Source organism: Flaviflexus massiliensis (assembly GCF_001375495.1).
Lineage (GTDB): Bacteria > Actinomycetota > Actinomycetes > Actinomycetales > Actinomycetaceae > Flaviflexus > Flaviflexus massiliensis.
The window spans coordinates 488,378-513,336 of record NZ_LN831058.1 but is presented as its reverse complement, the minus strand read 5'-3'; the positions used below and the strand labels follow the sequence as shown (position 1 = coordinate 513,336).

Here is a 24,959-nt window from a genome sequence, read left to right as displayed (position 1 = left end):
GATCACCTTGGGTGCCATTGAAGACCTGTTAATTGTTAAGCCTTTTAATGCGGGGCAGGCATACAGCAACACCGCTCAGTACCGGTCTGTCAAGCGTGACCTGGAAGATATTGCCGGACGCCTCCAGGCGCTCATCGCCAACATGGGGATCGTGGGCAACACGGCCGACGCCATTGACGAGTCATTGACCGTTCTCGTCGAGCAGATCCGAGAACGAGCCGACAACGTCAACCAGCTATCCGATGCTCGTAACACGGCAACTCGCGGTGGTGACACGGCTGCTAAGAGGGCCGCTACACTCGGCCCTCAAGTTGAGACGGCAAGAGCCATGATGATGAGCCCGGATGCGGCGACGATGACCGCGGGCGAAATGCTGTACCAGCGTCTGGAAATTGAGGCGAACGGTGCGATCGCGGCTCTTGGTATTCAAACCAGCCAGGCAATCGGTGAGCTACCAACAGTTTTTCAGAGCTCCGACCCGGTCTCTCAGGGTTCCGGAAGTAGTCATAGCGCCAACAGGTCCCCGGCCAAGGGCAACTCGACCCCGCACTCCACTCTCTCGCCCGCAACGATCCGGAACAGTGCGACGAACTGGATGCCTCAGCAACCCGATCCCAGCCAGCCAATGAACGCTGGCTCCCGCGCGAGCTACAACGCCAGTCCCGCAACCCCTCAAGGCACCTTTGAACCCGCAACACAGGCCAGCTTCCAGGCAACCCCGAACCCGGGTGCCGTGGGACAGGAAGTGGCGGCCCCGGTGAACAACCAGTTCCAGACTTCACAGGCCACCGCGCAAGTAACCCCGAACGTCACTCCCCACGATGGCTTTGTTGCAAACGCCGCACCTTTCGAACCGACCCAGAATGGCGGATTCGGTGTGGCAAAGGCAGCTGCCGGTGCGGCGGCTCTGCCAGCCATGGCCAAGGCCGTCAGCCGTGCCTCCCAGGCCATCTCCGGCAATGCTCGCGGTGCAACTGCCCGCGGTGCTTCCGCGGCCAATCCGGCACGCGGCGCAACGCCTCGAACAGGTGCCGCTCCTCGAGCAGGTGCCCGATCCGGTGCTGCTACCCGGGCAAGTGCCGCTACCTCCAAGAGCGGCCTCGCACCTCGCCCCGGCCAGGGTGCTGCTACCAGGGCTGCAACCCCGGCACGCGGTGGCGCATCCGCCGCCAAGGGAGCGGGTGCTCGCACCGCCTCCGGAGCAAATCCTGCACGTGGCGCGACCGGATCCTGTCTCTTATCCCAATCTAGATGTGCAGAGGTGTATAAGAGCCAGCGGTGGCGCATCCGCCGCCAAGGGAGCGGGTGCTCGCACCGCCTCCGGAGCAAATCCTGCTCGTGGAGCGACCGGTGCAGGGCGCCCCGCAGCAGCTCGCTCGGCAAGCACGGCCAAGGGCGCCCAGGCAAAGTCCGCCACGACCAAGGCCGGCTCTACCGGCAGGGCCGCTGTCGGTAGGTCAGCAGCAACCGGGCGCGGGGGAGTCACCGCACCCAGGCAGGCAACCTCCGGCACCGGTAAGTCCGCAGGCCGCGGCATGATGGGGCGTCCAGTCTCTGGTCGCGGCGGCAAGAAGGACAATCAGGATCCGATCGCGATCGATACGTATTCGGCAACAGAGTTGGCCGGAGATTCGACCGTGACATTTATTGAGGGCGGTCAGCGAGAACCCGACCTCGACTAGGAAGCATTGGGGGTGCGGGACGATCATCGTTCCGCACCCCTCTTCTGTGACGAGACCTTTCATAGGTCGACGATTGTTTAAAGGAGTAAACGTGGTTTCGTTGACAAAACTCGGAGCCGTGCTTGCGTGCCTATCACTGCTCGTTGCGTGTGGCGATGGTGAAGATCATCCGGAGGAGCTGACCGAAACGGTGACCGAGCAGGAAACGGATGCGACCGAGCCTGATAAGGATGGGGCGGAACCCACGGCCGAGGAGACTGACGTGACAGAACCGACCGATCAGGCAACCGAAGAGCAAACCACGGAATCGGAGCAGCCTTCCGAGGAAAAGTTGAGTACGGACAACGGTTCCGAAGCACAGGATGCCGACGGGACTTTCAGTGCAACGACCCTGAAGGGCCAGACTCAGCTGACGATCGATGTTCCCGAGGATTGGGAAGTTTTCGGTGTTGAGGAAGCGATTACGGACTTTGATCTCATTACGATGATGAAGGGCGGGACGGGTGATTTCCCGCTTGAGTCCATCATCCTCACCGACCAGGACCTGGGCGTGGATGCTGCGACAACGATGCAATCCATGTACGACTCCTATGCCGCAAACTCAGCCGTCTACCAGGACCTGACCATGCTGGATCCGATCACGATTGACGGAGTCGAATTCGTCGGATTTGACGTCATTTCCAACACCCAGGTTGGCACCTCACGAATCCAATACTGGTTTGCCGATCTCGAAGATACGGTCCTTGGTGCCTTTGTTCACTATGGGAGCGCTGAAGAGCCTATGCCCCAGCACCTCACCGACCTGCTTCACACGCTCCAGATCGAACCCGCTAAGTAACCAGGTATCGCACTTTTCCCACAGCTTGTACTCCTACCCGAGCGTCTGGCGGGGATATAGAAGTCTATAGGGACTTGAGGAATGAAGTGGGGTGAGGAGTGCAGTCGTGCACTCCTCACCCCACTTCACACATTTTTCTATTGCTTTTTGGCTGTTGTTTCTCTGTGTGAGAGAGCGAATTCTTAGATCATGCCGAGCACTTCATTGAGGGCCTCGGTGGACGAGGGGTGGGTGAAGATCGAGTTCTTGAGCTCGGTTGATGTCACGTTGTATCTCATGGCGAGTGCGATGAGGTTGATGACCTCGTGCGAATCAACATGGTGCAGGGCGGCACCAAGGACGAGATCCATCTCGGCATCGACCACGAACTTGATGATGCCGCGGGGATCACCAACGATCTTGGGGCGGGGCATGGCAGCAATGTCAGCCACCTTCTTCACCGCCACTTTGACGTTGAGTCCATGTGCGCGTGCCTCGGATTCGGTGATGCCGACCCGGGATAGTGGCGGCGTGGTGAAGAGCGTGGTGGGGACAGCGACGCGGTCCTCGGTGGAGCGCTTTCCTTCACCAAGAAGCTGATCCGTCACGATCCGGTTGTCGTCGAGGGAGATGTAGGTGAACTGGGGGCCGCCGTTGACGTCACCGAGGGCATAGATACCTTCGACATTCGTGCGTAGGTATTCGTCGACCTTGATTGCCCCGCGGTCGGTCGTGTCGATCCCGGCGGCTTCGAGGTTGAGGCCTTCCGTGGCTGGAGTGCGACCGAGGGCCAGGAGCACGGCATCACCGCGCACCTGCTGTTCCTGATCGTTCCACACGTATTGGATGGTGACGCAGTCTTCGGACTGGTCGATTCGGTGGACGTTAGCGTCGGAAACAATCCTGACCCCGCTGCCCTGGAGACCGTGCACGACTTCACCGGCCACATCCTCATCCTCGCGCGGCAACGGTCGGGAGTTCTTGTCGAGAACCGTCACCTCTGAGCCGTACATGGCGAACATGGAGGCGAATTCGAGTCCGATATGGCCGCCGCCCACAACGATCAGGTGCTCGGGAAGTGGTGCGTGCTGAAGCGTGGTGGAGGTGTGGATCCTCCCGCCGATCTCGGCACCGGCAATATCGGGAATGATCGGAACAGAACCGTTGTTAATGAGGATTGTGTCCGCGGAGAGTTCCAGGACGTCGTCACCGGCAGTGACGGTGAGAGATGTGGGTCTGGTGAAGGATGCTCGGCCGGTGAACACAACAACGGTCTCGAGGTCTGCGAGCATCGCATAGTTCTTGTCCCTCATCTTCCCCGTCAGGGTGTCGCGCCGCTCCACGCTACGAGCAAAGTATTCGGGATTGAAGTCGTTACTGGTGCGGATTTCTGCGGAGTGAATGAGTGCCTTTGTGGGGACGCAGGCGATGTTGATGCAGGTGCCACCATACATCTGATCGGACTGCTCGATCATCGCTACTTTCTTGCCGGCTCGAGCAAGCGTTCCGGCGATGGTCTTTCCGCCCTTGCCCCACCCAATAACTGCGACAGCAAAGTTTATGATGCTCCTTCCTTCTGGTACCGACACTACTCCGCTCGTCAACCGCAAACCGGCGAAATATCCACGCAGTTACTTCGGCTTTTTGATGCTCTTTGGAACTCACTGAAGAGCCGTGTGTTGTTGGGGAAGGGAGGAACCGTGGTCGGACAAAATGAGGCTGAGCTGGGGACGGAGAGTGAGTGGAATGGTCGTGCCACTCGGAATCAGGACTTATCCTGCTTCTTTTCTTCGCCGGTTTGCTTGCGCCATCTGCCCGCAGCAACAAGAAGCAGAGCGAGGGCGATGGCTGCTCCCGCGGCAAGCCCCACCCACGTGAGGGGCTTGGTCATGCGTTGCGGATCGGGAACAACATCGGGAACATCCTGCCCAACAAACTCGGGAACAATCTGTTCACCGAAATTGGGGGAGAGGGGGCCGTGGGCGGTCCCATCATCAACAAAGTTGATCGCACCGGAGGAGTCGATAATGCCCCAACCCGTGGCCGAATTGTAGAGGCTTGCCGTGGGACGCACGGCAGTTATTTGGAGGCGGTGCACAATCATGTCGGCGCTCTCGCCCGGGTGGGCTGACATGACCAGTGCCGCGACTCCCGCGGTGTTGATGGCGGCATTGAGCGAGGAAGAGCCTTGCTTGGACACGACACAAAACATGTTGTTGTTCGCGTTGCTTGCTCCCGGTACGTTCCCACCCGGTGCCGCAATATCCAACGATTGCGTGCGGAGCATGGAGTCGACGGAAGAACCATCGGGGTTCACTGCCGTGACGGACAGGACCGAGTTGTAGGAGGCGGGGTACCGTGCCATGTCCGCCTCGGTTTCCGGCTCATCATCATCCGAGGTGAGTTCACCGGCGGGGGCAATGATGAGGAGGCCTTCCTGCTGGGCTCGTTCAACGGCCTGGGTCAGGTGGTCGTAGCCGCGCGGCAATGCCAGCGCAGTCACCACCAGGTCGAGGTCGTTGTCGATCGCCCAATTGATGCCCTCGGCGAGCCTGCCTGCCGTTTGTTCTAAGTATTCTCCGGACATGTTCTCCGGAACCCGGTCCATGATCTTGATGGGAACGATCGTGGCATCGGGAGCGATCCCGCGGACAGGGTAGAGGCCCTCGCTGCTACCGACAAGGTACGACGCATACGTGGTGCCGGAACCAAAGTGATCGGTTGTGGCACCGTCCGAATCCGTGAAGTCCGCACCACCCTCGATCGTTGCTCCCTGCAGGGTGGCATGGTTCGGGTTCACCCCGGAATCGAGGAGCCCGATGCGGATGCCTTTGCCGGTAGAAAACTGGTGAGCGGCATTGATGCCGAGAACGTCGTAGGAGAGCCTGCCCGAGGGTGGTTCGTCGATGTCGTTCTGGTCGGCGGGACAGGAAATGTCGTTGAAGGATGTCTCACGCTCCTGCGGCGCTGCGAAGGCGACGCCGGGCGACAGGAGAGTGAGGGCGAGGGCGGATGCTGCGAGCCTGCGTCTCACTGCTGACCCTGAGAGCTTTCCGGCACGGTCGCCCATGCTCGCGAGGAGGACAGGGCTGGGCCATCGTAGAGGAGGTCGCGCCACTGGGGTGGCACGGTCAGCATGTCCGCCTCCTCCAAACCAAACGCCGTGAGGGTTTCGGTTGCGAGGTTGAGCTGGTACATGGTTCCCGACTCGTCAACAAGGTACGTGTAGCCAAGATCGGATTCGGTGCGGGTTCGCAGGATCGCACCGGACTGGGGTGCGACCTCCACGGTCATGGCATCCGCACGGGGGATTTCCCTACCCACGACGAACTCGATCTCACCATCGGTGGAATCGGCAAGGTAACCGCAGGGAACCTCTTCTTCCTCCAGCAGTCCGTCGATCGTCTCCGGCCAGGAGTCCTTGCTCGGTGAGTCGACTAACTGCAACTGGGACAGGTCGCGGGTCGTGATCGGGAGGGGATTGGAATAGATGCCGCCCTCGCCAATGGAGTAGAGCTGGATCATGACGGGAGAGAGACGTTCGATCTTCCCACCTTGGTGCACAACGTAGATGGTTCCAGCGTTCGCAGTATCCGACACCTCCAGCAGTGTCCCAACGGCCACGTCATCACCCACTCCGGGGATCGCGCCAGCGGATTCACCGATGCCGGGAATGGTCAGGGCCGCAAGCTCCTCGCCCTCCGGGAAGGCATTGAGCCAGGTCGCGTTGGCCTGCTTCGGGGTGTGAGCGGGCAGCCCGAGCGCGGTGAGGATCTGCTCGGCAGAGTGAGTGTCGTTCCCTATCGGATAGCGGTAACCGCCCGTCACGAGGTAGTTCTGGTCCTCGCTCACCACGTGCACGGCCCGATCCTCGGATTCTTCCCAGTCGCCCGTGTTGACCCCGGTCCACGTGGAACCGCCGGTGGCAGTGCAGGTGAGCAGGGAGGGGTCGGCAACGGAGGCGGGGGTTGGGACCTGGTCTGGGGCACCCGAGATTCCCACTTCGGCACCTATGTTGGCCTCTGACAGGGCTTCGGAGCCTGCGCTGACGATCGTCAGATTATTTGGGAACAGCAGATGGGCCGATGAGGCGTTCATGACCGGGTGCAGGGTGCCCTCAATCGACACGTAGCGTGCACCGGTGTTCTCGTCGGTGATGAGGGAGCCGTGCTCCCAGTTTGCCGGCAGGGATGGGGCGAACAGGGTTGAGACCCAGGAAATACCAAATAGGAGAAGGGTGAGCAGCAGGCCGCCGATGAGACCGCCCCACGGGCGGGTGGGGGTGAGTTCCCTCCCGCCGGGCATACCCGACTGGAAGGCAGTCATGAGCCGCGCCCGGTTGAAGCGTTGGGCGGAGAGAATATCCTTTGTCGAAGCCATCTTCTACCAGAGTTCCAAAGCGAGTACGGTGGCGGGAATGATGAGGATCACGGCCGCATACTCCACGATGTCGGCAACCCTCCGCGTCCATGTCCACGTCCGCCCCAGCACCAGACCAAAGGCCGCAATCGCGACCGTCACCAGCAGGAGCGCAACGACAACGAAAGCCCACTTGTCGGGGTAGGTGAAGAGAATTGCGGCAGCCGTGACCACGAAGACAGCGAGCGCACCCAGGTAGTGGATCGCCACATCGGTCAGGCCATAGGCCCTGTGGCTTGCCATGAGAAGCAGCAGGGTGGCGAGCGCCATGACCGCAATCCCATAGGTTCCTGTCTGGACCGTGGGGACCGCGACGATGAGGAGGGTGATGGCGGCGCTGATCCAGAACGACATCATGAGGCGATGTCCGCGCTGGTAGAGCTTCCTCGTCTCCTTCGTGTCGATGCTGTCCTGATCCCGATCGAGACCCGAGATCCGCAGGGTGAGGAGAGGAACGGTCAGGATCGCAATCCCAACGAGACCCGCAATCGTGACCGACACGTCGGGGATCGTGAAATCAAAGGCAATGTAGAGCCCGCCGATAATGGCGATGATCGCCCCGACAACGAGCGGGATCGTGAGTAACTCACGGCCCTTCTTTAGGAGCGGCATGGCAAGCCCAGCCAGCAGCACAATTCCCAGCCCACCAAAGACCGCGGGTAGTTCAATCACGGGGTCTTCCGTGAGAGTCAGACCGGTGGCTCCCGCCGAGAGCGCGGCAAGGATTGCGATCGTGACGGCGTGGGAGTCGCGACCAGAGCGCTGCAGAACCCACGACAGTCCAAGCAGGAGGAGTGACAGGACACCGGCCACGATCGGAACTGCCATACCCACCTCGGGCCTGACCTTGATCATGAGCGCAAGGGCCGTGAGGGTGAGGATGACGGTGGCGGCTACGGCTGTCGTAGCCGTGTTCTGTTCCGTCCACGGCTTGTTCGTTTCCTCCGCAGCATCGGCCACGGCCTCAACGATGTCGTCGTACCTCTTGTCGCGTTCACTCACCCGCGTTGCGAGGCTGAGGACTGTCCCGTCTTTAATATCCTGATCGAACAGGGAACGGCCGGGCTGCAGAGTCTTGCCGTCCACACCCACGAGAATGAAGCCGCGGGTCACCCCGCGCGGGGTGAGGGACGTGAACTTGCGGACGAGTGAAGGCAGGATTTCTGCGAGCGGAATGTTTCCCGGGAGTAGCAGGTCGCCCTTGCGGTCCTCGTGAATGACCGTGACCCTGAGGAAGGAGCGCGGATCTTCATTAATGGTGGAGGCAATCCGGGTGCCGATAATTGTCGGATCGTCCGATGGTTCGGCTGGCACGTAGGACTCCGGTGCCGAGAGCGCACTTTCGGGAGCGGACCGAGAATTGGGTCCCCCAACTTCCTGGGGAGTAGCGAGCTGCTGGCGGCTGTAGGCAGTCGAAGCCGATCCGCCCTGACCTGCCTGGTAGCCCGTACCGGGAACCGAGTGGGCGTAGGGGTCTTCTTCCGCCTGAGAGTGTGAAGGGAAGCCGCCCTGAGGGCCCGGACCATTCGGCTGCTGCCCCTGCATGTGCTCGTTGCCGTAACCGCCCTGACCGTAGGGAGCCTGGCCTCCAAACTGCTGTCCCTGCCCACCCTGAGAGGGATGCTGACCGGGATGAGGCTGGCCGGGTTGTCCTTGGCCCTGCCAGGACTGACCCTGCTGGGAGTAGTTGCCCTGATGGGGGACGCTGGGACCGCCGGTCGGTCCGCCCTGGGGCGGATACGGCTGGTTCTGGTAGGGCGGTATGTTGCCCGACTTCTGTGCGCGCCGCTTGTTACGGCGCGAATTGCGGTCACCAGGTGGATTCATGATCTAACCTCACGCGAGACATTAGCCCAAACCGCCAGTTCGGACCAGGGAGATGACACCGACTGCGGCCAGCGCCAACGGAAGAGAAGCAGCAACGGACAGGGATTGCAGAATATCGCCGATCCGAGAGAAACCGTAGAATTGGCGTTCCGGTTTCAATAAGAACGTGGTCCCGAGGAACAGTGCCGCAACGATCAGCAAAATGATTGCCAGGACGAACGGGTCGGTACTGAGCTTCCCGGACAGGGCAAGACCAACTATGAGGAGCGCGGCAGTGATTCTGGGCAGAATGCGCACAAAATGGGATGCGGACTTGCGGGGGACAAGCAGGCAGGTGAGCGCTGCGGCGAGAACGCAGATGAGGGCAACGGTGCTCCGCCACGATTCCGTTCCCACAAGGTTGTACATGGGCAGAGCCGTGACCAGCATCCCGAAGCACGTGAGGAACGTCCACAGCTGATTGCGTGCCACCGAGATGGTGAGGATCTCTGACACATCCGGATCCTTAACAGAGGCAGAGTAGTTGCGTACGGCGGGAGCCTCGCGGATGACGGACTCGGAATCGAGGAGCACATCGGATGAGACCCGGATCGAGAAACCCGAGATCGCGGCAAGGAGCGGAGGACACAGGCCGAAAATGATGGCGGCCGTGAACTCAATCGGGAGGTCGGACACCATGACGGCAACATCGAGCAGGGCAATAAAGAGTGAGGCAACCGCAAGATCCAGGCACACGTTCCGGACCCCCGGTGCTGTCGTCCCGCACGCCACCCAGCGAACGAGAGACACTATACCGATCCCGAGGGCAGACATGATGAGCAGCTGATGCGTGTGATCGCCCGGATTCGCGAACGTTGAGAGCGAGGCGGCAGCGAAAATGAGGGCCGCTGGCCCGCCGGCTTCCAGGAGCGGCCTGCCCACGGATCCCCGGCATGCCAGCACCACGGCAAGGAAGACGAACGCCCCGAGTAGGGAGGAGTAGCCCCAGGTGTCGGGTGCGGGAAGAGACGTGCGGGCAAGAAGAGCCCACACGCCGGTCAGTACACCGGCGACCATGGCCAAGATTGCAAGCGCCACAGTCACATTCGATGCTCTCACTTCAGCGGAGTGGTCGATCGGCGTGATTGTTGGTTCTGCATCCCAGCCTTCGCGGCGCAGGAGAATGAGGGAACCGGAGGTGATGTCCTGTCCGAGGATCGCCCCTGGACGCATGAGGCGGCCCGTGATCGTGAACGGGCGAAGGGTGCCGATGTTGACTGCGGTCATGGCCTCTTTGAGGGTGATTCCGGTGGGGAATGCGAGGTCGGTCCGGGTGTTTCCGTCATCGAGAATGAGCGTGATCAGAGACGTGTCCGAAACTGTTTTCGAAGCTGCCATCACCTCTCCTCGCACTTCCCGTTTGAAAATACATGACCGTCGGACAACCACTAGTATGACCTATGAACCTGACCGGTGCAGAAGTTGATCAAGTGTTTCGGTGTCCAAACGGACAACGCAAAGGAATTACATGGCCCGCACAAAGCGACAGCGTCCCAGTCCTCCTCCGCAGGAGACCGTGATCGTTAAAACCCCTCCGAATGTTGTCCGCTCCGAGGGCATCACCGGAACCCTGTCCATGATCCTGCCGATGTTCGGTTCGATGGGCATGATGGCCGTCATGGCCCTCTCCTCGAACCGCTCCCCCCAGATGCTTCTCATGTCGGGTGCGTTCATGGTGGCCATGGTCGGTGTCGCCGGACTTAATATTTACCGCAACCGAGTGCGCCACCGTGACGCGGTCACGGGATCGCGCCGCGAGTACCTCAACTACATCGCGACGCTGCGGAAGAACGCTCGCAGGGCAGAGGACATGCAACGGGAATTCACGCAGTGGTTCCTCCCCCATCCCGCCGACCTGCCGCTGATTCTGGATGAAGGATCGCGCATTGCCGAGCGCGAAACCACAGATGAAGAGTTCCTGCTGTGCCGCATCGGTTCAGCAGATCAGCCGTTCGCAACCGAGCACGATGTGGAGGACTCCTCCTCACTGGAGGAAACGGATCCGGTTGCAGAATCGGCACGCGCGAAGTTCATGGCCGCCTACCAGACCCTCGACGACCTGCCGCTCGGCGTCAACCTTGCCTCCGTTTCCCGCGTTCAGCTCACCGGCAGGGTCAAGGACGTGCGCGGGCTCGCCCGCGCCATGATCGTCCACCTGGCGTCCTTCCTCTCGGAAGACCACCTGAAGATCGCGGTCCTCACGAAAGAGGAGTCACTCGAGCAGTGGGATTGGGTCAAATGGTTGCCTCACGTCCAGTCCGACCGCATCAGGGATGCCGTGGGACCGGCACGCATGGTCGATACCTCTCCCGAGAACCTCATCGACCTGCTGCCGGATGGTTTGGCTGACCGCCCCCGCTTCTCCCCGAACGAGGGTGGTACCGAACTCCCGCACCTTCTCATCGTCAATGATGGAGTGCGGGTGCCGGTTGATCACCCGATCATCACCCCCGACGGCGTCCTGGGTGTGACCGTGCTGGACCTGCCCGAATCATGGGAGGCCCTGACCGATCCGTCAACGATCCGCCTCAACCTGAGGAACGGCACCCTGTCCCTGCTCCAGATCGGTTTCGAACCTATCAACGGTCACGCCGATTCCATCAGCGTTGCTGAGGCCGGTGCGGTAGCTCGCAGGCTGACCAGCCCGATGCTCGCAGGGCCTGCTGAAGCGGCCGCCGAAGAGAACGAGGCAATCGGTGAGGCCTCGGCAGAGCTTGTTGATCTGCTTGGTCTTGGTGACGTGCGCGAACTGGATGTGTCGAAGAGCTGGCGGCCCCGCCTTAATAGGGACAAGCTCCGTGTCCCGATCGGCCTCACCCCAGAGGGTAAGTCCGTATTTCTGGACTTCAAGGAGTCTGCCCAGCAGGGCATGGGACCCCACGGCCTCATTATCGGTGCGACCGGTTCCGGTAAATCCGAAGTGCTCCGCACGATCGTGCTTGCGCTCGCGATGACCCACTCCTCCGATGAGCTGAACTTTGTTCTCATCGACTTCAAGGGTGGTGCAACCTTTGCTGGCATGAGCGGGCTCCCGCACGTCTCCGCCATCATCACCAACCTCGGTGATGATCTCACTCTCGTGGACCGCATGGAAGATGCTCTGCGCGGTGAAATGGCGAGGCGCCAAGAACTCCTGCGCAAGGGCGGCAACTTCAAGAACGTCCAAGACTACGAGAAAGCCCGCAAGGAAGGCCGAACCGATCTGCCACCCCTTCCCGCTCTTCTCATCGTTGCCGATGAGTTCTCCGAGCTCCTGGCAGAAAAGCCTGACTTTATTGACATGTTCGTGGCGATTGGCCGCCTCGGTCGTTCGCTCGCCATCCACCTCCTCCTGTCCTCCCAGAGGCTGGAAGAATCCAGGCTCCGCGGCCTTGATTCGCACCTGTCGTACCGCATTGGTTTGCGCACCTTCTCGACAGCCGAATCCCGCACCGTCCTGGGTGTGGGAGATGCTTACGAGCTTCCCCCGATCCCGGGCGTGGGTTACTTGAAGGAAGATCAGAACACGATGAGGAGGTTCCGTGCCTCCTACGTGTCCGGTCCGCCCCCGCGCAGGCGCCTTGCTTCCGCCCCCGTGATCGAACACGAGGAACAGCAGGAAGCGAAAGAGATCGCGATCGTCAACTTCACTGCCTCCCCCGTTCGCCTCAAGCAGGACGAAGAAGAGATCGTTGAGACTCCGACCGAGGTGGAGGATGAGTTCATCGAGGACGAGGAAACGGAAACGACCTTCGACATTGCCGTAGAACGCATGGCGGGGAAGGGACCGGATGCTCACAAGGTGTGGCTCGACCCCCTCAACCTCCCCGCCACCCTCGACCAGCTCATGGGGGACCTCGCGGTCGATCCCGAGCTTGGTTACGTGTCGAAGGGCTGGCGCGGGGCCGGTGCCTTCACCATTCCTGTTGGTGAAGTAGACCGGCCCTACGAACAGCGCCGTGACACCCTCATCGCCGATCTTTCCGGTGCTGGTGGGCACGCCGCCATCATCGGCGGACCCCAGTCGGGTAAGTCCACCCTCATGAGGACAATCCTGTCGACCATTGCCCTCACCCACACCCCGCAGGAAGTCCAGTTCTATGTCATGGACTTCGGTGGCGGTACGTTCACCCCGTTCCGGGACCTCGCCCACACCGCGGGCATCGCCCTCCGCAAGGATTCCGACCGAGTCAACCGGATCGCGGCCGAAATCACCTCCATCATCGACGACCGCGAACAGTTCTTCGCGAACAACGGGATTGATTCGATGGAGACGTACCGGAAGATGAGAGCAGCGGGTGAGGTCGATGATGGCTATGGCGATATTTTCCTCTTTGTCGACAACTGGTCGACCTTGCGTTCCGATTTCGACCAGGTTGAGGTCCGCCTTCAAAACATCATGCCCCGCGGCCTCAACTTCGGTCTCCACGTCATTTCTTCCGCACTGCGGTGGATGAACTTCCGTACCCAGGTGAAGGACATGTTCGGGACCAGGCTCGAACTTCGCCTCGGCGATCCCCTCGACTCCGAAATCGATCGCAAGGTCGCCAAGAATGTGCCCGACAGGCTTCCCGGCCGCGGACTCGAACCTGGCAAGCACCACTTCCTCGGTGCCCTCCCAAGAGTGGACGGCGGGCAGGAAGCGGACACCGTTTCAGCGGGCGTGCGCGACCTGGTCTCGAAAATAAACGAAGCGTGGAAGGGACCGCGCGGACCGAAGCTGCGGGAACTGCCCCTCGAACTCAGCATCGAACAGGTGCGGGAGATGGCGGGGCCGGAGGACCGCAGGATCCTTCTCGGCATCAACGAGTCCCGCCTCGAGCCCTTCGGTATCGACTTCTTCAAGAACGACCACTTCTTCTTCTACGGCGGACAGGGCTCCGGCAAGACCGCCACCCTCCGCCTCATCGCCTCCGAGATCGCACGTGTCTACACGCCCGAGACGGCTCAGATCTTCGCGGTTGACTACCGCAGGTCCCTGCTCGGTGAACTCCCCGAAGAGTTCGTGGGCGGGTACTACACGACCGCTGATCAAGCGATGGAGCAATTGTCCGGGCTTGCCAACTACCTGAAGATCAGGATGCCCGGACCGAACGTCACGCCCCAGCAGCTGCGTGACCGGTCCTGGTGGACGGGTAAGGAAGTCTTCGTCATCGTCGATGACTACGACCTCGTCAACACCCCGTCAGGTAACCCGGTGGCGGCCTTCCAGCCCCTCATGGCCCAGGCCCACGACCTTGGACTGCACATCATTCTGACCAGGCGTTCGGGAGGTGCCCAACGTGCACTGTTCGAACCGGTCATGCAGGCCATGACCGACCTTGCCGTTCCCGGCATGCTCCTGCCCGGCTCCCCGGAAGATGGGCAGCTGCTGGGGAAGATGAAGCCCCAGGTCGCCAACCCCGGCAGGGCACAGTTCCGGTCCCGTGAGGTTCCCCGCGAACAGCTCCAGATCGCTTGGGAAGTGCCGAAGCTTAACTAATTAATGACAAGGATGGGTTCACGCAGGCTGGCAGCCGGGGCATTCTCCCTTGGTCTTCTCCTCACCCTTACCGCATGTGGTGAGGGTGAGGAGAACGACCGGGGTAATACCCAGGAGCAGACCCAGACGGTTGAAGAGTCGGGTCAGGAGGTTACAACTGAGACTGATTCGGAGTTTGATACCGAAACTGAGTTCGAAGGGACTTCCGAAGAGATTGATCAGCACCTGTCTCTCACGATCCTCGATGGTTGGACGATGCTTTCCGGCGATATTCCGGGACTCGATATCTATATCCTCATGGTTGTCCCGGAAGACCTTGAGCGTGACGAGCTGGAGCCCGACGCGGCCACACCCGAATGCGCATACCTAACGGTCATGGATATCGGCAAAACCAGAAACGGTGCGGAACGCTATTCGAAAGCCATCATGGAATCTGATGCCGAGAACACTGACTTCTATTCAGACCTCGCAGAGCTAAAACCAGTTGAGGTCGGGGAAACGGTGTTTTACGGGTACGAAGGAACCTTCACCAAGCAGGGGATCGTGACACCGTTCCAGTCCTGGCACGCTGATGCTAACGGCACCACCTACGTGATTGACATCCACGGCGACGTTGAAGGCGTGATGCCGCAGGTGCTCACAGATGCGTTCCACTCGATTCGGTTCGGGCCCGCGCAACGTTAATCCAAATCTTTATGGGGTTATGGGATGGGGTTATGGATAGGCTGGAAAAATGAACCGCTCCATCCAAAAAGCTGTTACCTCCTTTGCCTTGCTGGGACTTGTTTTCTCTGCCGCAGCCTGCGATGGGTCTGAAGAGAGTGGGGTACCATCCAGTCCCGAAACCTCAGTGGAAATCACGATAGAAGGTTGGGAGCCACTTCCTCGCGACTCAACGGATTATGACGGGGTTATCCTTAGTCAAGGGCTCAGCGATGGTGATGGGGCGGGTAGCAGGCTGATCGTCCAAAAGGGAATCCCTTCATCGCAAACTGCCCAGACCCATGCAGATGATCTCTCCTTCGATCTTCGATCGCAGGGTGTAGATGTGAAGATGTTTGGGGGACGGGAGATTGACGGAGAAGACGCCGTCGGACTCAGCTACCGCAACTCGACGACAGAACGACGAATCCAGACCTGGTACGTGGTGAAGGACGGTCTTCGGTACACGATAATTCTGGAACCGGAAGAAGGTGCTATTACGTTTGGCAAGGATGCCGAAAATGTTCTCGACTTCATTACTCTGGGCCAGTAACCAGTTTGATAGCCAGAACCGCATTTCTTCGGTGTCATCACTGACTTTTCCATATCCGTATTTGGGAAATCCCTTTCAAACTCGATACGCGATTATATGAAGCATTGTTGGACCCGATTTTAGTGCGATCGTCAGTAGGTTAGTTGCTTTCTTGTTCCTTCGAGTTTTGCTCGGCCGGAACGGGAATCGTTGGTGAGGTTGCGAGAATCCGGGTGGCGATGATGCCAGCAACGGTGATGGCGAAAATGACGGTGATGAGCACAACCACCTGGAAGCGCGCCGCCTCAACCGGAGAGGCACCACCCATGATTGCACCAACAAAAGCACCGGGAAGAGTGACAAGTCCCGTGGACTTTGTTTGGTCAATGGAGGGAATGAGGGCCTCGCGAATGGATTCCTGACTAATCCGACGGAAAGCCTTGAGAGGAGTCGCGCCCAGGGCCAGCCATCCCTCAACCTCGCCCCGCTGAGCAATGGAGGTGCGAAGAAAGTTTCGTCCCGTGAGAGTCACACCGGACATGGAGTTGCCGATGACAATGCCGCCGATAGCAATAACGTACCGAACCTCGAATCCCATCATTCGCAACCCAAGCACGAGCGCGATGGAGATGGTGGCCGCAATGACAACCCCAGCTATCGCGGCAACCCTGCCGCGATAGAGCTCCTTCAACCGGCCGGCCGCGGTCAGTGCCGCCACCGTCATCATCAGCACCACAAACAGGGCTCCAGTCCAGGGTTCCGAAAACACTCCCTGGAGGATAAGGGCAATGACGGCAAGCTGAAGAACTGCCCGTATCCCGGCAATGACCGGCTGCCAGCCAAGACCGATGCCCGCCCAGCGGTGCAGTCCCATCGTGAGCACTAAGATAATGACGAGGCCAATCCCCGTCATCACAAGCTGATCATTCACGAGAAGCGCTTTCCTCTGGATCTGAGCCGATGTTGCCGAGTGCTGTCTCTGCCTTCATAACATCCAAGGCTATCTCGGCAATATCTCGATGGACGATCGCATATGTGGAATCGACCCGGTGCAAAACGTGGGCAGAATCCACGAAGGTCCGTGCCACGTCCTCAAGAATGACATGGTGCTGCCGTGCCTCACCAGTCTCGGGCGACGTCAGTACAAAGGAATAGTGGGAGGCGCCGGAGCGAATGAGCAGGGCACCGCCTTCACGAGAAACGTCGTCGATCGGGAGCTCGAGACCATCCGCCAACTCCTCCACCGCATCCACGAGGTTTTCTGCCGTGATCGTGACGGCAGGGTCGGGAGTCACGCAGGGCTCGGATGTGTGGGCTGTTGCGAGAGAGAACGGATCCGTAGGATCCTCTGTTGCTCCTATCCATTCTTCCTGAGTGACGGTAGTTGCTTTCTTGAGGCCGCGCTGAGCAAGCCAATGGATCTGGGCATCGATGACCGGGTCCGGAGCACCTTCTTGGGGATGTCGAGGAGGGGTAGGGAGGGAGGAGTTGCCGTCAGCTGGACTGAGTGGGGAGTTGTGTGAGCGGCGAAAAAACATGAGTCCATTGTAGGACTCCGTTGGAAAGCAGAAGGACGAAGTGGGTCCTTACCTCAGGTAAGGACCCACCAATCGCTCAAGCTCAATACGCTAACTGTCGAATCACCAGCTGAGTTCGGAGCGCGTTATAGGCCGAGTGAATCCTGGACCGCACTCAGGGCTTCAGCTGACTTGTGGAGCTTGGCTTCTTCCAGGTCGTCCATGGGGAACAACAGGGTCCGCTCCACGCCACCGCGACCAACGATCGAGGGGACCGAGAGGGCGATGTTGGAAATGCCGTGGTAGTCGGTCAGTAGCGTCGAGACGGGAAGGACGGCCTTCTGGTCACCGAGGATCGCTTCAACAATGCGAGCACCAGCCACGCCAATCGCGTAGTTCGTGGCTCCCTTGCCCTGAATGATCTTGTAGGCGGAGCCAGTCACCTCGTGCTCCAACTCATCCAACAACTCTCGGGTGAAGACCTTAACCCCATTTTCATCCTCCCACTCCTTGAGAGGAGACTGGCCAATCGAGGCGGAAGACCAGAGCGCAAACTCCGTATCTCCGTGCTCGCCCACCATCATCGCGTGTACTGAGCGGGGTGCAATACCGATGTGGCGACCAACGAGCCACCGCAACCGAGACGTATCCAGGACGGTTCCGGAGGAGAGAACTCGGCTCGTGGGCAGTCCCGTGATCTGCAGCGCCGCCGTGGTCAGCACGTCACAGGGGTTGGTGACGAGCATGAAGATCGCATTCGGTGCCTGCTCGAGAAGCTGAGGGAGGAGGGATGATAGAATATCGACGTTTGTCCCTGCCAAATCCAGTCTCGTCTGCCCCGGCTTCTGCCGTGCACCCGCGGTGATAACAACAATGTCGGAGCCAGCTACGCACGAAATGTCGCTACCACCGATGATCTGTGAGGACTGGGTGTACTGGCTACCGTGAGCCAGATCGAGAACCTCGGCATCAACCTTGGCGGTGTTGACGTCGTAGAGGGCAACGGTGTTGGCGGAGCCGCGAATGAGGGCGGCGTAGGCGAGCGAGGATCCAACGGATCCTGCCCCAACAACCGAGAGCTTTGTGGGTGTGGCTGTGAAGTCAGTCATGTCCCTATTGTCCCTTATTGGGTGGGGTTCGCCAAGAGCCTATGGGCCTAGATCGTTCTTTTCAGGGTCTAGATCGTTCTTCTCAGGAAAGTGGACCATAATAAAACAATGACTCGGTTCGGTGATCTGGTGGAAAAGTTCGGGGCATTCCCCGTGCCTCTTGACCGCGCCGCACGATCCGGGCGGCGATCCGCCGTACTCATGGCGCTGACCGACGAGGATGACACGAGGATCATCCTGACCAGAAGAGCGCTCACCATGCGTTTTCACCCCGGCCAAGTGTCCTTCCCTGGAGGTAGCCTCGAAAAAGGAGAAACCCCCGTCGAAGCAGCCCTTAGGGAAGCCGAGGAAGAAGTCGGCCTCAACCCCGTTGCAGTCACGGTTCTGGGGGAGCTGCCAGGCCTGTCACTCGCCGCATCATCAAACGCCGTTACCCCAATCATTGGCGTGACCAGCCCAGCCGTCGAGCCATATATTGCTGATCCTGCCGAAGTGCATTCGATCCACCGCCCCACCCTGATTCAGCTCGCAGACCCCAGCACTCGCTACTCTGCGAATTTGCCTGGCATGCCCTACCGCGGACCCGCCTTCATCATTGACAACATCTTTGTTTGGGGGTTCACCGCCCACCTGCTCGACGGACTCCTTCACGTTGGGGGATGGGAACGAGAATGGGATCGGGAACGAACCATGGAAGTCCCACCCGGATTCCGCAGGGAACGACAGTAACCACTCATATAAGACACCTGCAAGGAACCTCGATTGAAATCCTGGGTGAGGGCGAGCTCTCAGGAATCATCTCCGTATGTGCCATCTCCTCCTGCTTTTGCTTGCGACCCGTCTGCCTTTAACTAGAACCCGCCAAGTGCTTGTTCTGCTCTGAAGGGGAAGTACGCTCGCGGACTCTGTTCTACCGAACCTTGCTCTCTTGAAACTCTTATCTCTTGATCCGTAGTTCGGGACTCTCAATCGTACCGAGGTGAGGGTGAATGAAAGGTGGGTGCCACCCACGGCCTGAGCCATGAATGACACCCACCAAACGGCAGATCCTTAGTGGATCTCGCGTGTACTACATGGTGCGGTTAACGCCCGGGGTATCGATCCCGTCACCATCCCAGTCACCCAGGAGGAGGCGGTCCGAGGAGCGTCCGTAGTTGAGCTTGCCACCAGCGTTACCGCCAACAAGCTCGTTGTTGATGATGATCGTGGCACCCCTGCGCAGAGCGATCGTGTCCCGACCGTCTCCATCAAAGTCGCCAGCATATGCCTCATCGGACACCTTGCCGTAGTTGAAAGACGTGGTGGCGTTGCCGCCCTTGAGCGCGTTGTTCACGTGGAAGGTGTTGCCACGGCGAACCGTGAGCGTATCGGTACCATTGCCATCCCAGTCACCAACGAGAACCTGGTCGCCGGAGCGTCCGTAACGGAACTCAACGTCGGCATTCCCACCCGTCAGGCTGTTGTTGAGATAGACGGTGATATCCCGGCGAACACCGAGGGTATCGACACCGTCACCGTTCCAGTCACCAACGAGGATCTCGTCACCTTCGCGACCGTACGTGAACTGGACGGAGGCATTGCCTCCACCGAGCTCGTTATTCAGGTAGAAGGTGATGCCGCGGCGAACACCGAGTGTGTCGTTGCCGTCGCCATCCCAGTCACCGACGAACACCTCATCGCCGCGCTTGCCGTAAGCAAACCCAACATCGTGGGTGGAAGAGCCCCAGCCGTTTGTGAGCAGGAACACGTTACCAGCGAGCGGTGATGTGCCAGGCTCAGTCGGGTCCGTGGGATCGGTTGGATCCGTTGGATCGGTGGGATCCTCGTCCTCAACTGCGGTGAAGGTTTGGACGGGGGACAGGTTCTCCGCGCCGTGCTCATCCACCGTCTTCACGTACCAGGAGTGTTCGCCTTCGGTGCGGTCTTCCCAGGTGACCTCGGCGGTGCCGGGGGTCTCGAGGCCCTCGATGGTACCGATCTCGTGGTCGGTCAGAACCTCAGCCTGGAACGAGTCCGTGGTGAGGACACGCTCTGACGGCCTAATGCCGAGCAGGTCGTAGCTCAGGGTGAAGTCCTGGTAGAGATCCGGATCATCGGCGGGGCCGAGCAGGGATGGGTCGTCTGAGTTGTACTGATCGAGCGAGGGCGAGTAGGTGCGCACGTGCATTTCTTCGCCAACGTTGTCGAAGTGGAGGAGGCGGAGGAAGCCCTGACCGCCCTCGGGCAGGCCCTGGTAATCGAAGAGCATGGAGGTGACGGTACGGTCGTTCACACCATCCCCATCGTCATCGAACTCGTCGTAGCGGGTGTGTGCGTCATGGTAGTGGCCGGACATGACCGCCTTGACGTTCGGGTTCGTGGCAATGACCTCGTCGAGGATCCGCTGCGGGATCGGGCCGAGCCCGCCCGTGGTCAGCATGTACTCGTGAAGGTTGATGATGGCGATGCGGTCCGGATGGTCCGCGAGCACCTGGTTCATCCACTCAATAGCCTCGTCGTCCGGGCCCCAGCCCATGGACACGACCATGAAGTCGATGCCGCCGGCGGAGATCAGGTCGTAGTGGCCGCGGTTATCCAGGTAGGAACCGCCGTACCACGGGTTGTCCTTGAACCGGTCTTCACCGAAGAAAGTCGAGTACATGGAGTAGTCCTCACCCATGTGCCCAACGTCGTGGTTACCTGCGAGCACGCCGTAGGGCATGCCAGCCTCGTCGAGGCGAGCGTACTGCGGGTCAGCATGCTCCCACTGGTACATCTGGTCGAAGTCGTCCACGATGTCACCCGTGTGGAACAGGTACTGGATGTTCATGTTCTCGCGCTGCTCGAGCACGAAGTCATGGATCGCTACCTGGTGCTGGAAGTACTGCTCGTTGTAGTACTGAGTGTCTGATTCCCAGGCGAGTGTGAAGTCGTAGTCGGACCTCGGCTTGTCACCCTCGTTATTGGGGGTGACATCGGAGTCGCGGGTCGTGTGATTGGGACCTGCGAAGCCCTCAGAGTGCTGAACCAGGAGCGTGATAGAACCATCGGAACCGTACTCGTCAGCATCAACGAGAGCGTTGAGGGAGAACGATTCGGTCTCCGCACCGGTGATGTGACGATCGATCTCGTCCCAGCCGCTACCGTCGGCACGCTGCACGTAGAAGATCACCTGAGCGTTGCTATCAGCGCTACCTGCCCACGAGACCCGCACCTGAGATCCTTCGATCTCGTCCTCGGGAACGTCAACCTCAAACAGCTGGTAGGGGAACGCATCAAACGATGAGATGTCGCTTGAGAGTCCATCCTTGCTGCCGAGCAGTTCGAGCTCCTCTTCCGTCAGCGGCTGAGCTTTTTCACGCTCGGTCGTGGCGGCGTCGGAGACGGTGCCCGAGGAGGTGCGGATGTCGGAGTCGAGGAGCGGGGTGGAGCCACCGTAGAACGTGACATCCACGAGGTCGTTTGTCGGATCCGTGATCGTTGCCGACAGGACAACGTCACCCGCGGGAACGGTCTCGCCGTTTGCCGGGGAGAAGTCGGAGGAGACCGGCTCCTCATCGGGCACATCGAACGTCGTGGTGGATGTGGTCGTGTTGCCGAGCTTGTCCTTCGCCGTGACGGTCAGGACGTGCTCACCCTCGGGCAGCTCAACAGACGAGGTCTCGTACGGGAGGGTGATGTTCTTGCCATCAAGCATCGTCGTGACGGTGTCGACGCCGATGCCAGCATCGCTCACCTCAGCATCGATCGTGACGGTGCCCTGAAGGAGGAAATCATCTTCCACGCCGGAGACCGTGACGGTCGGGCCGGTGTTGTCGACCGAGAGAGTTGCTTCAGCGGTGTCGTCGCCCTGGGTGGCGGTCACCGTGTAGTCGCCATCGTCTCCAGCCGTTGTATCCCAGGCGTGAAGCTGGCCCGTGTACGCATCCTCGGGCAGTTCGAACACAGCATCGTAGTAGTCGAGCTTGCCGGTGGAGTCACCCATGCGCAGCCACTCTTCCGGATCGTTGTAACCAACCGGGGTGAGGGTCCGACCATCGGGCAGAATCAAACGCAGCGTTTTGATCTGGAAGTCGTCATTGTTCTCGTTGAGATCAATCTCCGGAGCAGCCTTCGTGCCCGCGTAAACGCTGACAACGAGCTTGCCGTCCTCAATGTAGGACTGGGGAACAGCCGTGGAAACGGTCTCGACCCTGTTGTAGGTTCCCTCATCGAAGATCTTCAGAATATCGTCGCCCGCAAGAATACCGTTGCGGAAGAACGTGTCGGTTGCCGTCACCTCCATGGCAAACACCGGGTCATCCGGCAGTGCCTGCTCGGTCGCAACACTCTCGCCATCGATCGCAAGCTCAGCCGGCCGATCGAGAGAATCGGTTGCGGCAATGAGGTCAACGATGCCGTTCACCCACTGACCATCGGTCACGTTCAAACGAACCGGGGACAGGTCCGCACCATCAACGAGCACGCGCACCGGCTCGCTCGTGACGCGGTTCGTACCATCCGAAACGGCCACCGAGTATTCGAACCAGGTCTTGCCGATAATATCGGCCGCGGGAAGCTCCCACGCGAAGTAATCACCGCTGGCAAGCAGGTTGATCGACCTCGCATCGTCACCTGCGGAGGAGATGATGTTGAGGGAGACGGTCTTGACCTGCTGATCGTCCGTCACCGTGAAGGCAAACTCGAACGGTTCTTCCGTCGGCACGGAATCTGCCGTGCGGTCCGTGACCACGGGAGCAATGCTGTCTTCGGCCTGCTCAACGAGAGGCTCTGGCAGCTGGTGAGAAGAAACCGTGCCAGGGCTTGCCTGTTCGGAGCCGGCCAGGTCCTGCTTGAGCAGATCCTCTTCGTTGACAACCCACTGCAGACCCTGGTTGGTGACAACATCTTTTGCCCCACCCATGTTGTAGTAGGCGCGGTTCACCATGTGACCCGTGTTGGTCTGGATCTGGATGCCGCGCGGGGAGCCGTTGGCCATGCCACCCGCAGAGATCTCCACGAGCTCGGTTCCAGCCTGAAGATCAACGTTGTAGAACGAGTTGAAGTCATCCGCGGTCAGATCATCGTTGGGACCATTCTTGATCCAGAACACGAGGGTCTCACCAGAATCGATGACGACATCGTTTGGAACAGCGGGCCACAGGACCTCGTTGCTGTTCGACTCTTCATCGATCGGGTACAGGTAGTTGAGAACGTAATCGGAGAAATCGATCGGAGCGTCCGTGGCGTTCGCGACCTCAATGAACTCGTAACCATCCGAGGCACCCACGTTCGTGGAGTCCACGACGGCCTCGGTCACCAGCAGCGGTGCCGATGTGCTCGGGGAAGGCAGTGCCGGCTCTTCGGGCTCGGTCGATTCCGCCACCTCGGTCTGTTCCTCCCGAACAGCACCCGGGTTCGGGGCAACGGCGGAACCAACAACGCGGAGCTTCCGCGGGTCCTCGCCCTTGTAGGCTTGACCAAACTCGGCCGCCAGGTTTTCACCAGTATCGCCCGCGTAGTAGAACGCCCACGCGTACGTGGTGCCGTCTTCGAGGAGTCGAATGCCGCGGCCGCCGCCGTTGGCCATGCCAGCCTGACCGGTGACGCGCACGATCCGAGCATCCTCACTCATGCCGAACTCGGTACGGAAGTCTTCTTCCGTGAACGCGAACGAGTCGAGTCCGGAAGCCGTGTATGACAGCCACAGAACAACGGTCTCACCCGGTGCGATCACGAGATCGCCACCCTCCACGGTCAACGCCTTATCGCCCGTCGGATCATCGTCATCTGTAAATGTGTACGTCAGTGAGTAGCCGGATTCACCGATCGTCTGCTCCACATCGGAAGCGTTGTGGATCTCGATGTATTCGAAGTTATCGGGACCGGTTGTGTTCGCCATGATCTCGGTGATGACAAGGGAACGGGGCCCCTCCTCAACAACCTGAGGTGCGGGCCCTTCAAGCTGTTCGGGAGCAACCTTACCCGGGGTGCCACCGGGGGCGGTGGGCAGGTGCCTCATCTTGCGAGCGTCGCTAGCACCCGCTTGGGGAAGGTGGAACTCTGCAGTCTGAGAGGGGCTGACAGTTCCAGCAGTGTAGTAGGCCCAGGATTCAACCTCACCATCGCGCAGAACCTGGACGCCGCGGTCACCACCGTTTGCCATGCCGTTCTGGCCGGTGATGCGAACAACCCGGCCTTCCTCGCCCATGCCCCAGAACTCACGGAAGTGAGCCTCCGTGTAATCGAAGGAGCGCACATTGCCACCCTCGTGCGAGAGCCACAGAACAACTGTTTCGCCCGGCTCAAGAATGAGATTGTCGACGTCAACGAGGGAGAGCCTGACGTTACCCGGCACTCCATCGTCAGCTGCGGTGTATGCGAAGGAATAACCTTCCTCCGCCAGGTCCAATGCCTGGGTGGTCGTGTTGTGAATTTCGATGAACTCGAAGTGGTCGACACCTTCGTGGTCCGGAGCCAGCTCCGTGATCATGAGTGCGGGTGCTTGAGTCTGCTGGGCGGCCTGCGTACTCGCCGCGTCTGGACTGGTTGGTTGGGCAGTGACCGGGCTAGCCAAACTCACGGTGAGGGCAGCCGCGGTACCGACAGCGAACATTGCTGACGGCAATCGCCGTATCTTCTTCACGTATTTTCCTTAGAACTTGAAAACAGCCTGAAAGGGGCCTCCTCAGGGTATGGAAAAGTCGTGAATTCTAAATGAATGGAGATCAACGAGTAGCTATCCTGCTCGCTAGCATTGGGATAACTTGCTTGGTGGGAGTCAGAAACTGTTATTAAAGGAAGCGCCAGCTAAGGCACTTGCAAGAGCAAATGAAGAAGATTGCAGGTGCTACCTCTTTGAAATGAGCAGGCTGGCGTATCGCACATCCTTGCCA

Annotated in this window: 16 protein-coding genes; 7 read left to right on the top strand and 9 right to left on the bottom strand. The window is 59.9% G+C overall.

Annotated elements, in window-relative coordinates; all coding sequences use genetic code 11:
* Window positions 1-7: 7 nt before the first annotated feature.
* The 3 genes from BN1241_RS06140 to BN1241_RS06135 all read left to right on the top strand — a co-directional run bounded on the left by BN1241_RS06140 (window position 8) and on the right by BN1241_RS06135 (window position 2,520).
* Window positions 8-1,456, top strand: a complete 1,449-nt coding sequence (locus tag BN1241_RS06140) for a hypothetical protein (RefSeq protein WP_054952793.1) — start codon at window positions 8-10, stop codon at window positions 1,454-1,456.
* Window positions 1,457-1,535: 79 nt separating this feature from the next.
* Window positions 1,536-1,682: a hypothetical protein gene (locus tag BN1241_RS12965; protein ID WP_187117606.1), complete on the top strand. Its 147-nt coding sequence runs from the start codon at window positions 1,536-1,538 to the stop codon at window positions 1,680-1,682.
* 91 nt (window positions 1,683-1,773) lie between these two features.
* On the top strand, window positions 1,774-2,520 hold the full coding sequence (locus BN1241_RS06135) for a hypothetical protein (protein ID WP_054952792.1): 747 nt from the start codon (window positions 1,774-1,776) through the stop codon (window positions 2,518-2,520).
* 182 nt (window positions 2,521-2,702) lie between these two features.
* On the opposite strand, the gene BN1241_RS06130 is transcribed toward BN1241_RS06135, so the two are convergent.
* From BN1241_RS06130 to BN1241_RS06110, 5 genes are all read right to left on the bottom strand, one after another.
* Window positions 2,703-4,088, bottom strand: a complete 1,386-nt coding sequence (locus BN1241_RS06130; protein ID WP_054952791.1) for an FAD-dependent oxidoreductase — start codon at window positions 4,086-4,088, stop codon at window positions 2,703-2,705.
* A gap of 176 nt (window positions 4,089-4,264) precedes the next feature.
* On the bottom strand, window positions 4,265-5,533 hold the full coding sequence (locus BN1241_RS06125; RefSeq protein WP_054952790.1) for a S8 family serine peptidase: 1,269 nt from the start codon (window positions 5,531-5,533) through the stop codon (window positions 4,265-4,267).
* Window positions 5,530-6,879: a type VII secretion protein EccB gene (eccB, locus tag BN1241_RS06120; RefSeq protein WP_054952789.1), complete on the bottom strand. Its 1,350-nt coding sequence runs from the start codon at window positions 6,877-6,879 to the stop codon at window positions 5,530-5,532. Before eccB ends, BN1241_RS06125 begins: the two co-directional genes overlap by 4 nt.
* Window positions 6,880-6,882: 3 nt before the next feature.
* Window positions 6,883-8,745: a type VII secretion integral membrane protein EccD gene (gene eccD / locus BN1241_RS06115; RefSeq protein WP_054952788.1), complete on the bottom strand. Its 1,863-nt coding sequence runs from the start codon at window positions 8,743-8,745 to the stop codon at window positions 6,883-6,885.
* Window positions 8,746-8,766: 21 nt separating this feature from the next.
* Window positions 8,767-10,122 (bottom strand): hypothetical protein, encoded by a 1,356-nt coding sequence (locus tag BN1241_RS06110; protein WP_054952787.1) that lies wholly within the window; start codon window positions 10,120-10,122, stop codon window positions 8,767-8,769.
* 130 nt (window positions 10,123-10,252) lie between these two features.
* Here BN1241_RS06110 and eccCa point away from each other — a divergent pair, with 130 nt between their 5' ends.
* Genes eccCa through BN1241_RS06095 form a run of 3 tightly spaced genes read left to right on the top strand, consistent with a single transcriptional unit; the run spans window position 10,253 to window position 15,500 of the window.
* Window positions 10,253-14,245 carry a type VII secretion protein EccCa gene (eccCa, locus tag BN1241_RS06105; protein WP_054952786.1) on the top strand — a complete coding sequence of 1,331 codons (3,993 nt, stop codon included), beginning with the start codon at window positions 10,253-10,255 and terminating at the stop codon, window positions 14,243-14,245.
* 12 nt (window positions 14,246-14,257) lie between these two features.
* Window positions 14,258-14,929, top strand: a complete 672-nt coding sequence (locus BN1241_RS06100; RefSeq protein ID WP_054952785.1) for a hypothetical protein — start codon at window positions 14,258-14,260, stop codon at window positions 14,927-14,929.
* Window positions 14,930-14,978: 49 nt separating this feature from the next.
* A complete protein-coding gene (locus BN1241_RS06095) occupies window positions 14,979-15,500 on the top strand; it encodes a hypothetical protein (RefSeq protein ID WP_054952784.1) in 522 nt (173 codons plus the stop codon).
* A 139-nt stretch (window positions 15,501-15,639) separates the two neighbouring features.
* Here BN1241_RS06095 and BN1241_RS06090 read toward each other — a convergent pair whose 3' ends face one another.
* The 3 genes from BN1241_RS06090 to BN1241_RS06080 form a co-directional block, all read right to left on the bottom strand.
* Entirely contained in the window at window positions 15,640-16,410 is a 771-nt protein-coding gene (locus tag BN1241_RS06090) for an ABC transporter permease (RefSeq protein ID WP_222704410.1), read from the bottom strand.
* On the bottom strand, window positions 16,403-17,017 hold the full coding sequence (locus tag BN1241_RS06085) for a hypothetical protein (RefSeq protein WP_054952783.1): 615 nt from the start codon (window positions 17,015-17,017) through the stop codon (window positions 16,403-16,405). Before BN1241_RS06085 ends, BN1241_RS06090 begins: the two co-directional genes overlap by 8 nt.
* Before the next feature lie 125 nt (window positions 17,018-17,142).
* A complete protein-coding gene (locus BN1241_RS06080; RefSeq protein ID WP_054952782.1) occupies window positions 17,143-18,105 on the bottom strand; it encodes an L-lactate dehydrogenase in 963 nt (320 codons plus the stop codon).
* 108 nt (window positions 18,106-18,213) lie between these two features.
* Between BN1241_RS06080 and BN1241_RS06075 the strand changes: the two genes are divergently transcribed.
* Window positions 18,214-18,834, top strand: a complete 621-nt coding sequence (locus BN1241_RS06075; protein WP_082418239.1) for an NUDIX hydrolase — start codon at window positions 18,214-18,216, stop codon at window positions 18,832-18,834.
* A gap of 340 nt (window positions 18,835-19,174) precedes the next feature.
* Here the strand turns inward: BN1241_RS06075 and BN1241_RS06070 are convergent, their stop codons facing one another.
* The gene (locus BN1241_RS06070) at window positions 19,175-24,709 is read right to left on the bottom strand and encodes a lamin tail domain-containing metallophosphoesterase family protein (protein WP_147599297.1); all 5,535 of its coding nucleotides are present in this window, start codon (window positions 24,707-24,709) and stop codon (window positions 19,175-19,177) included.
* Between the last annotated feature and the right edge of the window lie 250 nt (window positions 24,710-24,959).

What these genes read in the sequence shown, in the direction of transcription:
- eccD (WP_054952788.1), bottom strand. Translation starts at nt 8,745, where the DNA reads ATGAATCCACCTGGTGACCGCAATTCGCGCCGTAACAAGCGGCGCGCA.
- BN1241_RS06100 (WP_054952785.1), top strand. Translation starts at nt 14,258, where the DNA reads ATGGGTTCACGCAGGCTGGCAGCCGGGGCATTCTCCCTTGGTCTTCTC.
- BN1241_RS12965 (WP_187117606.1), top strand. Translation starts at nt 1,536, where the DNA reads ATGATGGGGCGTCCAGTCTCTGGTCGCGGCGGCAAGAAGGACAATCAG.
- BN1241_RS06095 (WP_054952784.1), top strand. Translation starts at nt 14,979, where the DNA reads ATGAACCGCTCCATCCAAAAAGCTGTTACCTCCTTTGCCTTGCTGGGA.
- eccB (WP_054952789.1), bottom strand. Translation starts at nt 6,879, where the DNA reads ATGGCTTCGACAAAGGATATTCTCTCCGCCCAACGCTTCAACCGGGCG.
- BN1241_RS06110 (WP_054952787.1), bottom strand. Translation starts at nt 10,122, where the DNA reads ATGGCAGCTTCGAAAACAGTTTCGGACACGTCTCTGATCACGCTCATT.
- BN1241_RS06085 (WP_054952783.1), bottom strand. Translation starts at nt 17,017, where the DNA reads ATGTTTTTTCGCCGCTCACACAACTCCCCACTCAGTCCAGCTGACGGC.
- BN1241_RS06075 (WP_082418239.1), top strand. Translation starts at nt 18,214, where the DNA reads ATGACTCGGTTCGGTGATCTGGTGGAAAAGTTCGGGGCATTCCCCGTG.
- BN1241_RS06080 (WP_054952782.1), bottom strand. Translation starts at nt 18,105, where the DNA reads ATGACTGACTTCACAGCCACACCCACAAAGCTCTCGGTTGTTGGGGCA.
- eccCa (WP_054952786.1), top strand. Translation starts at nt 10,253, where the DNA reads ATGGCCCGCACAAAGCGACAGCGTCCCAGTCCTCCTCCGCAGGAGACC.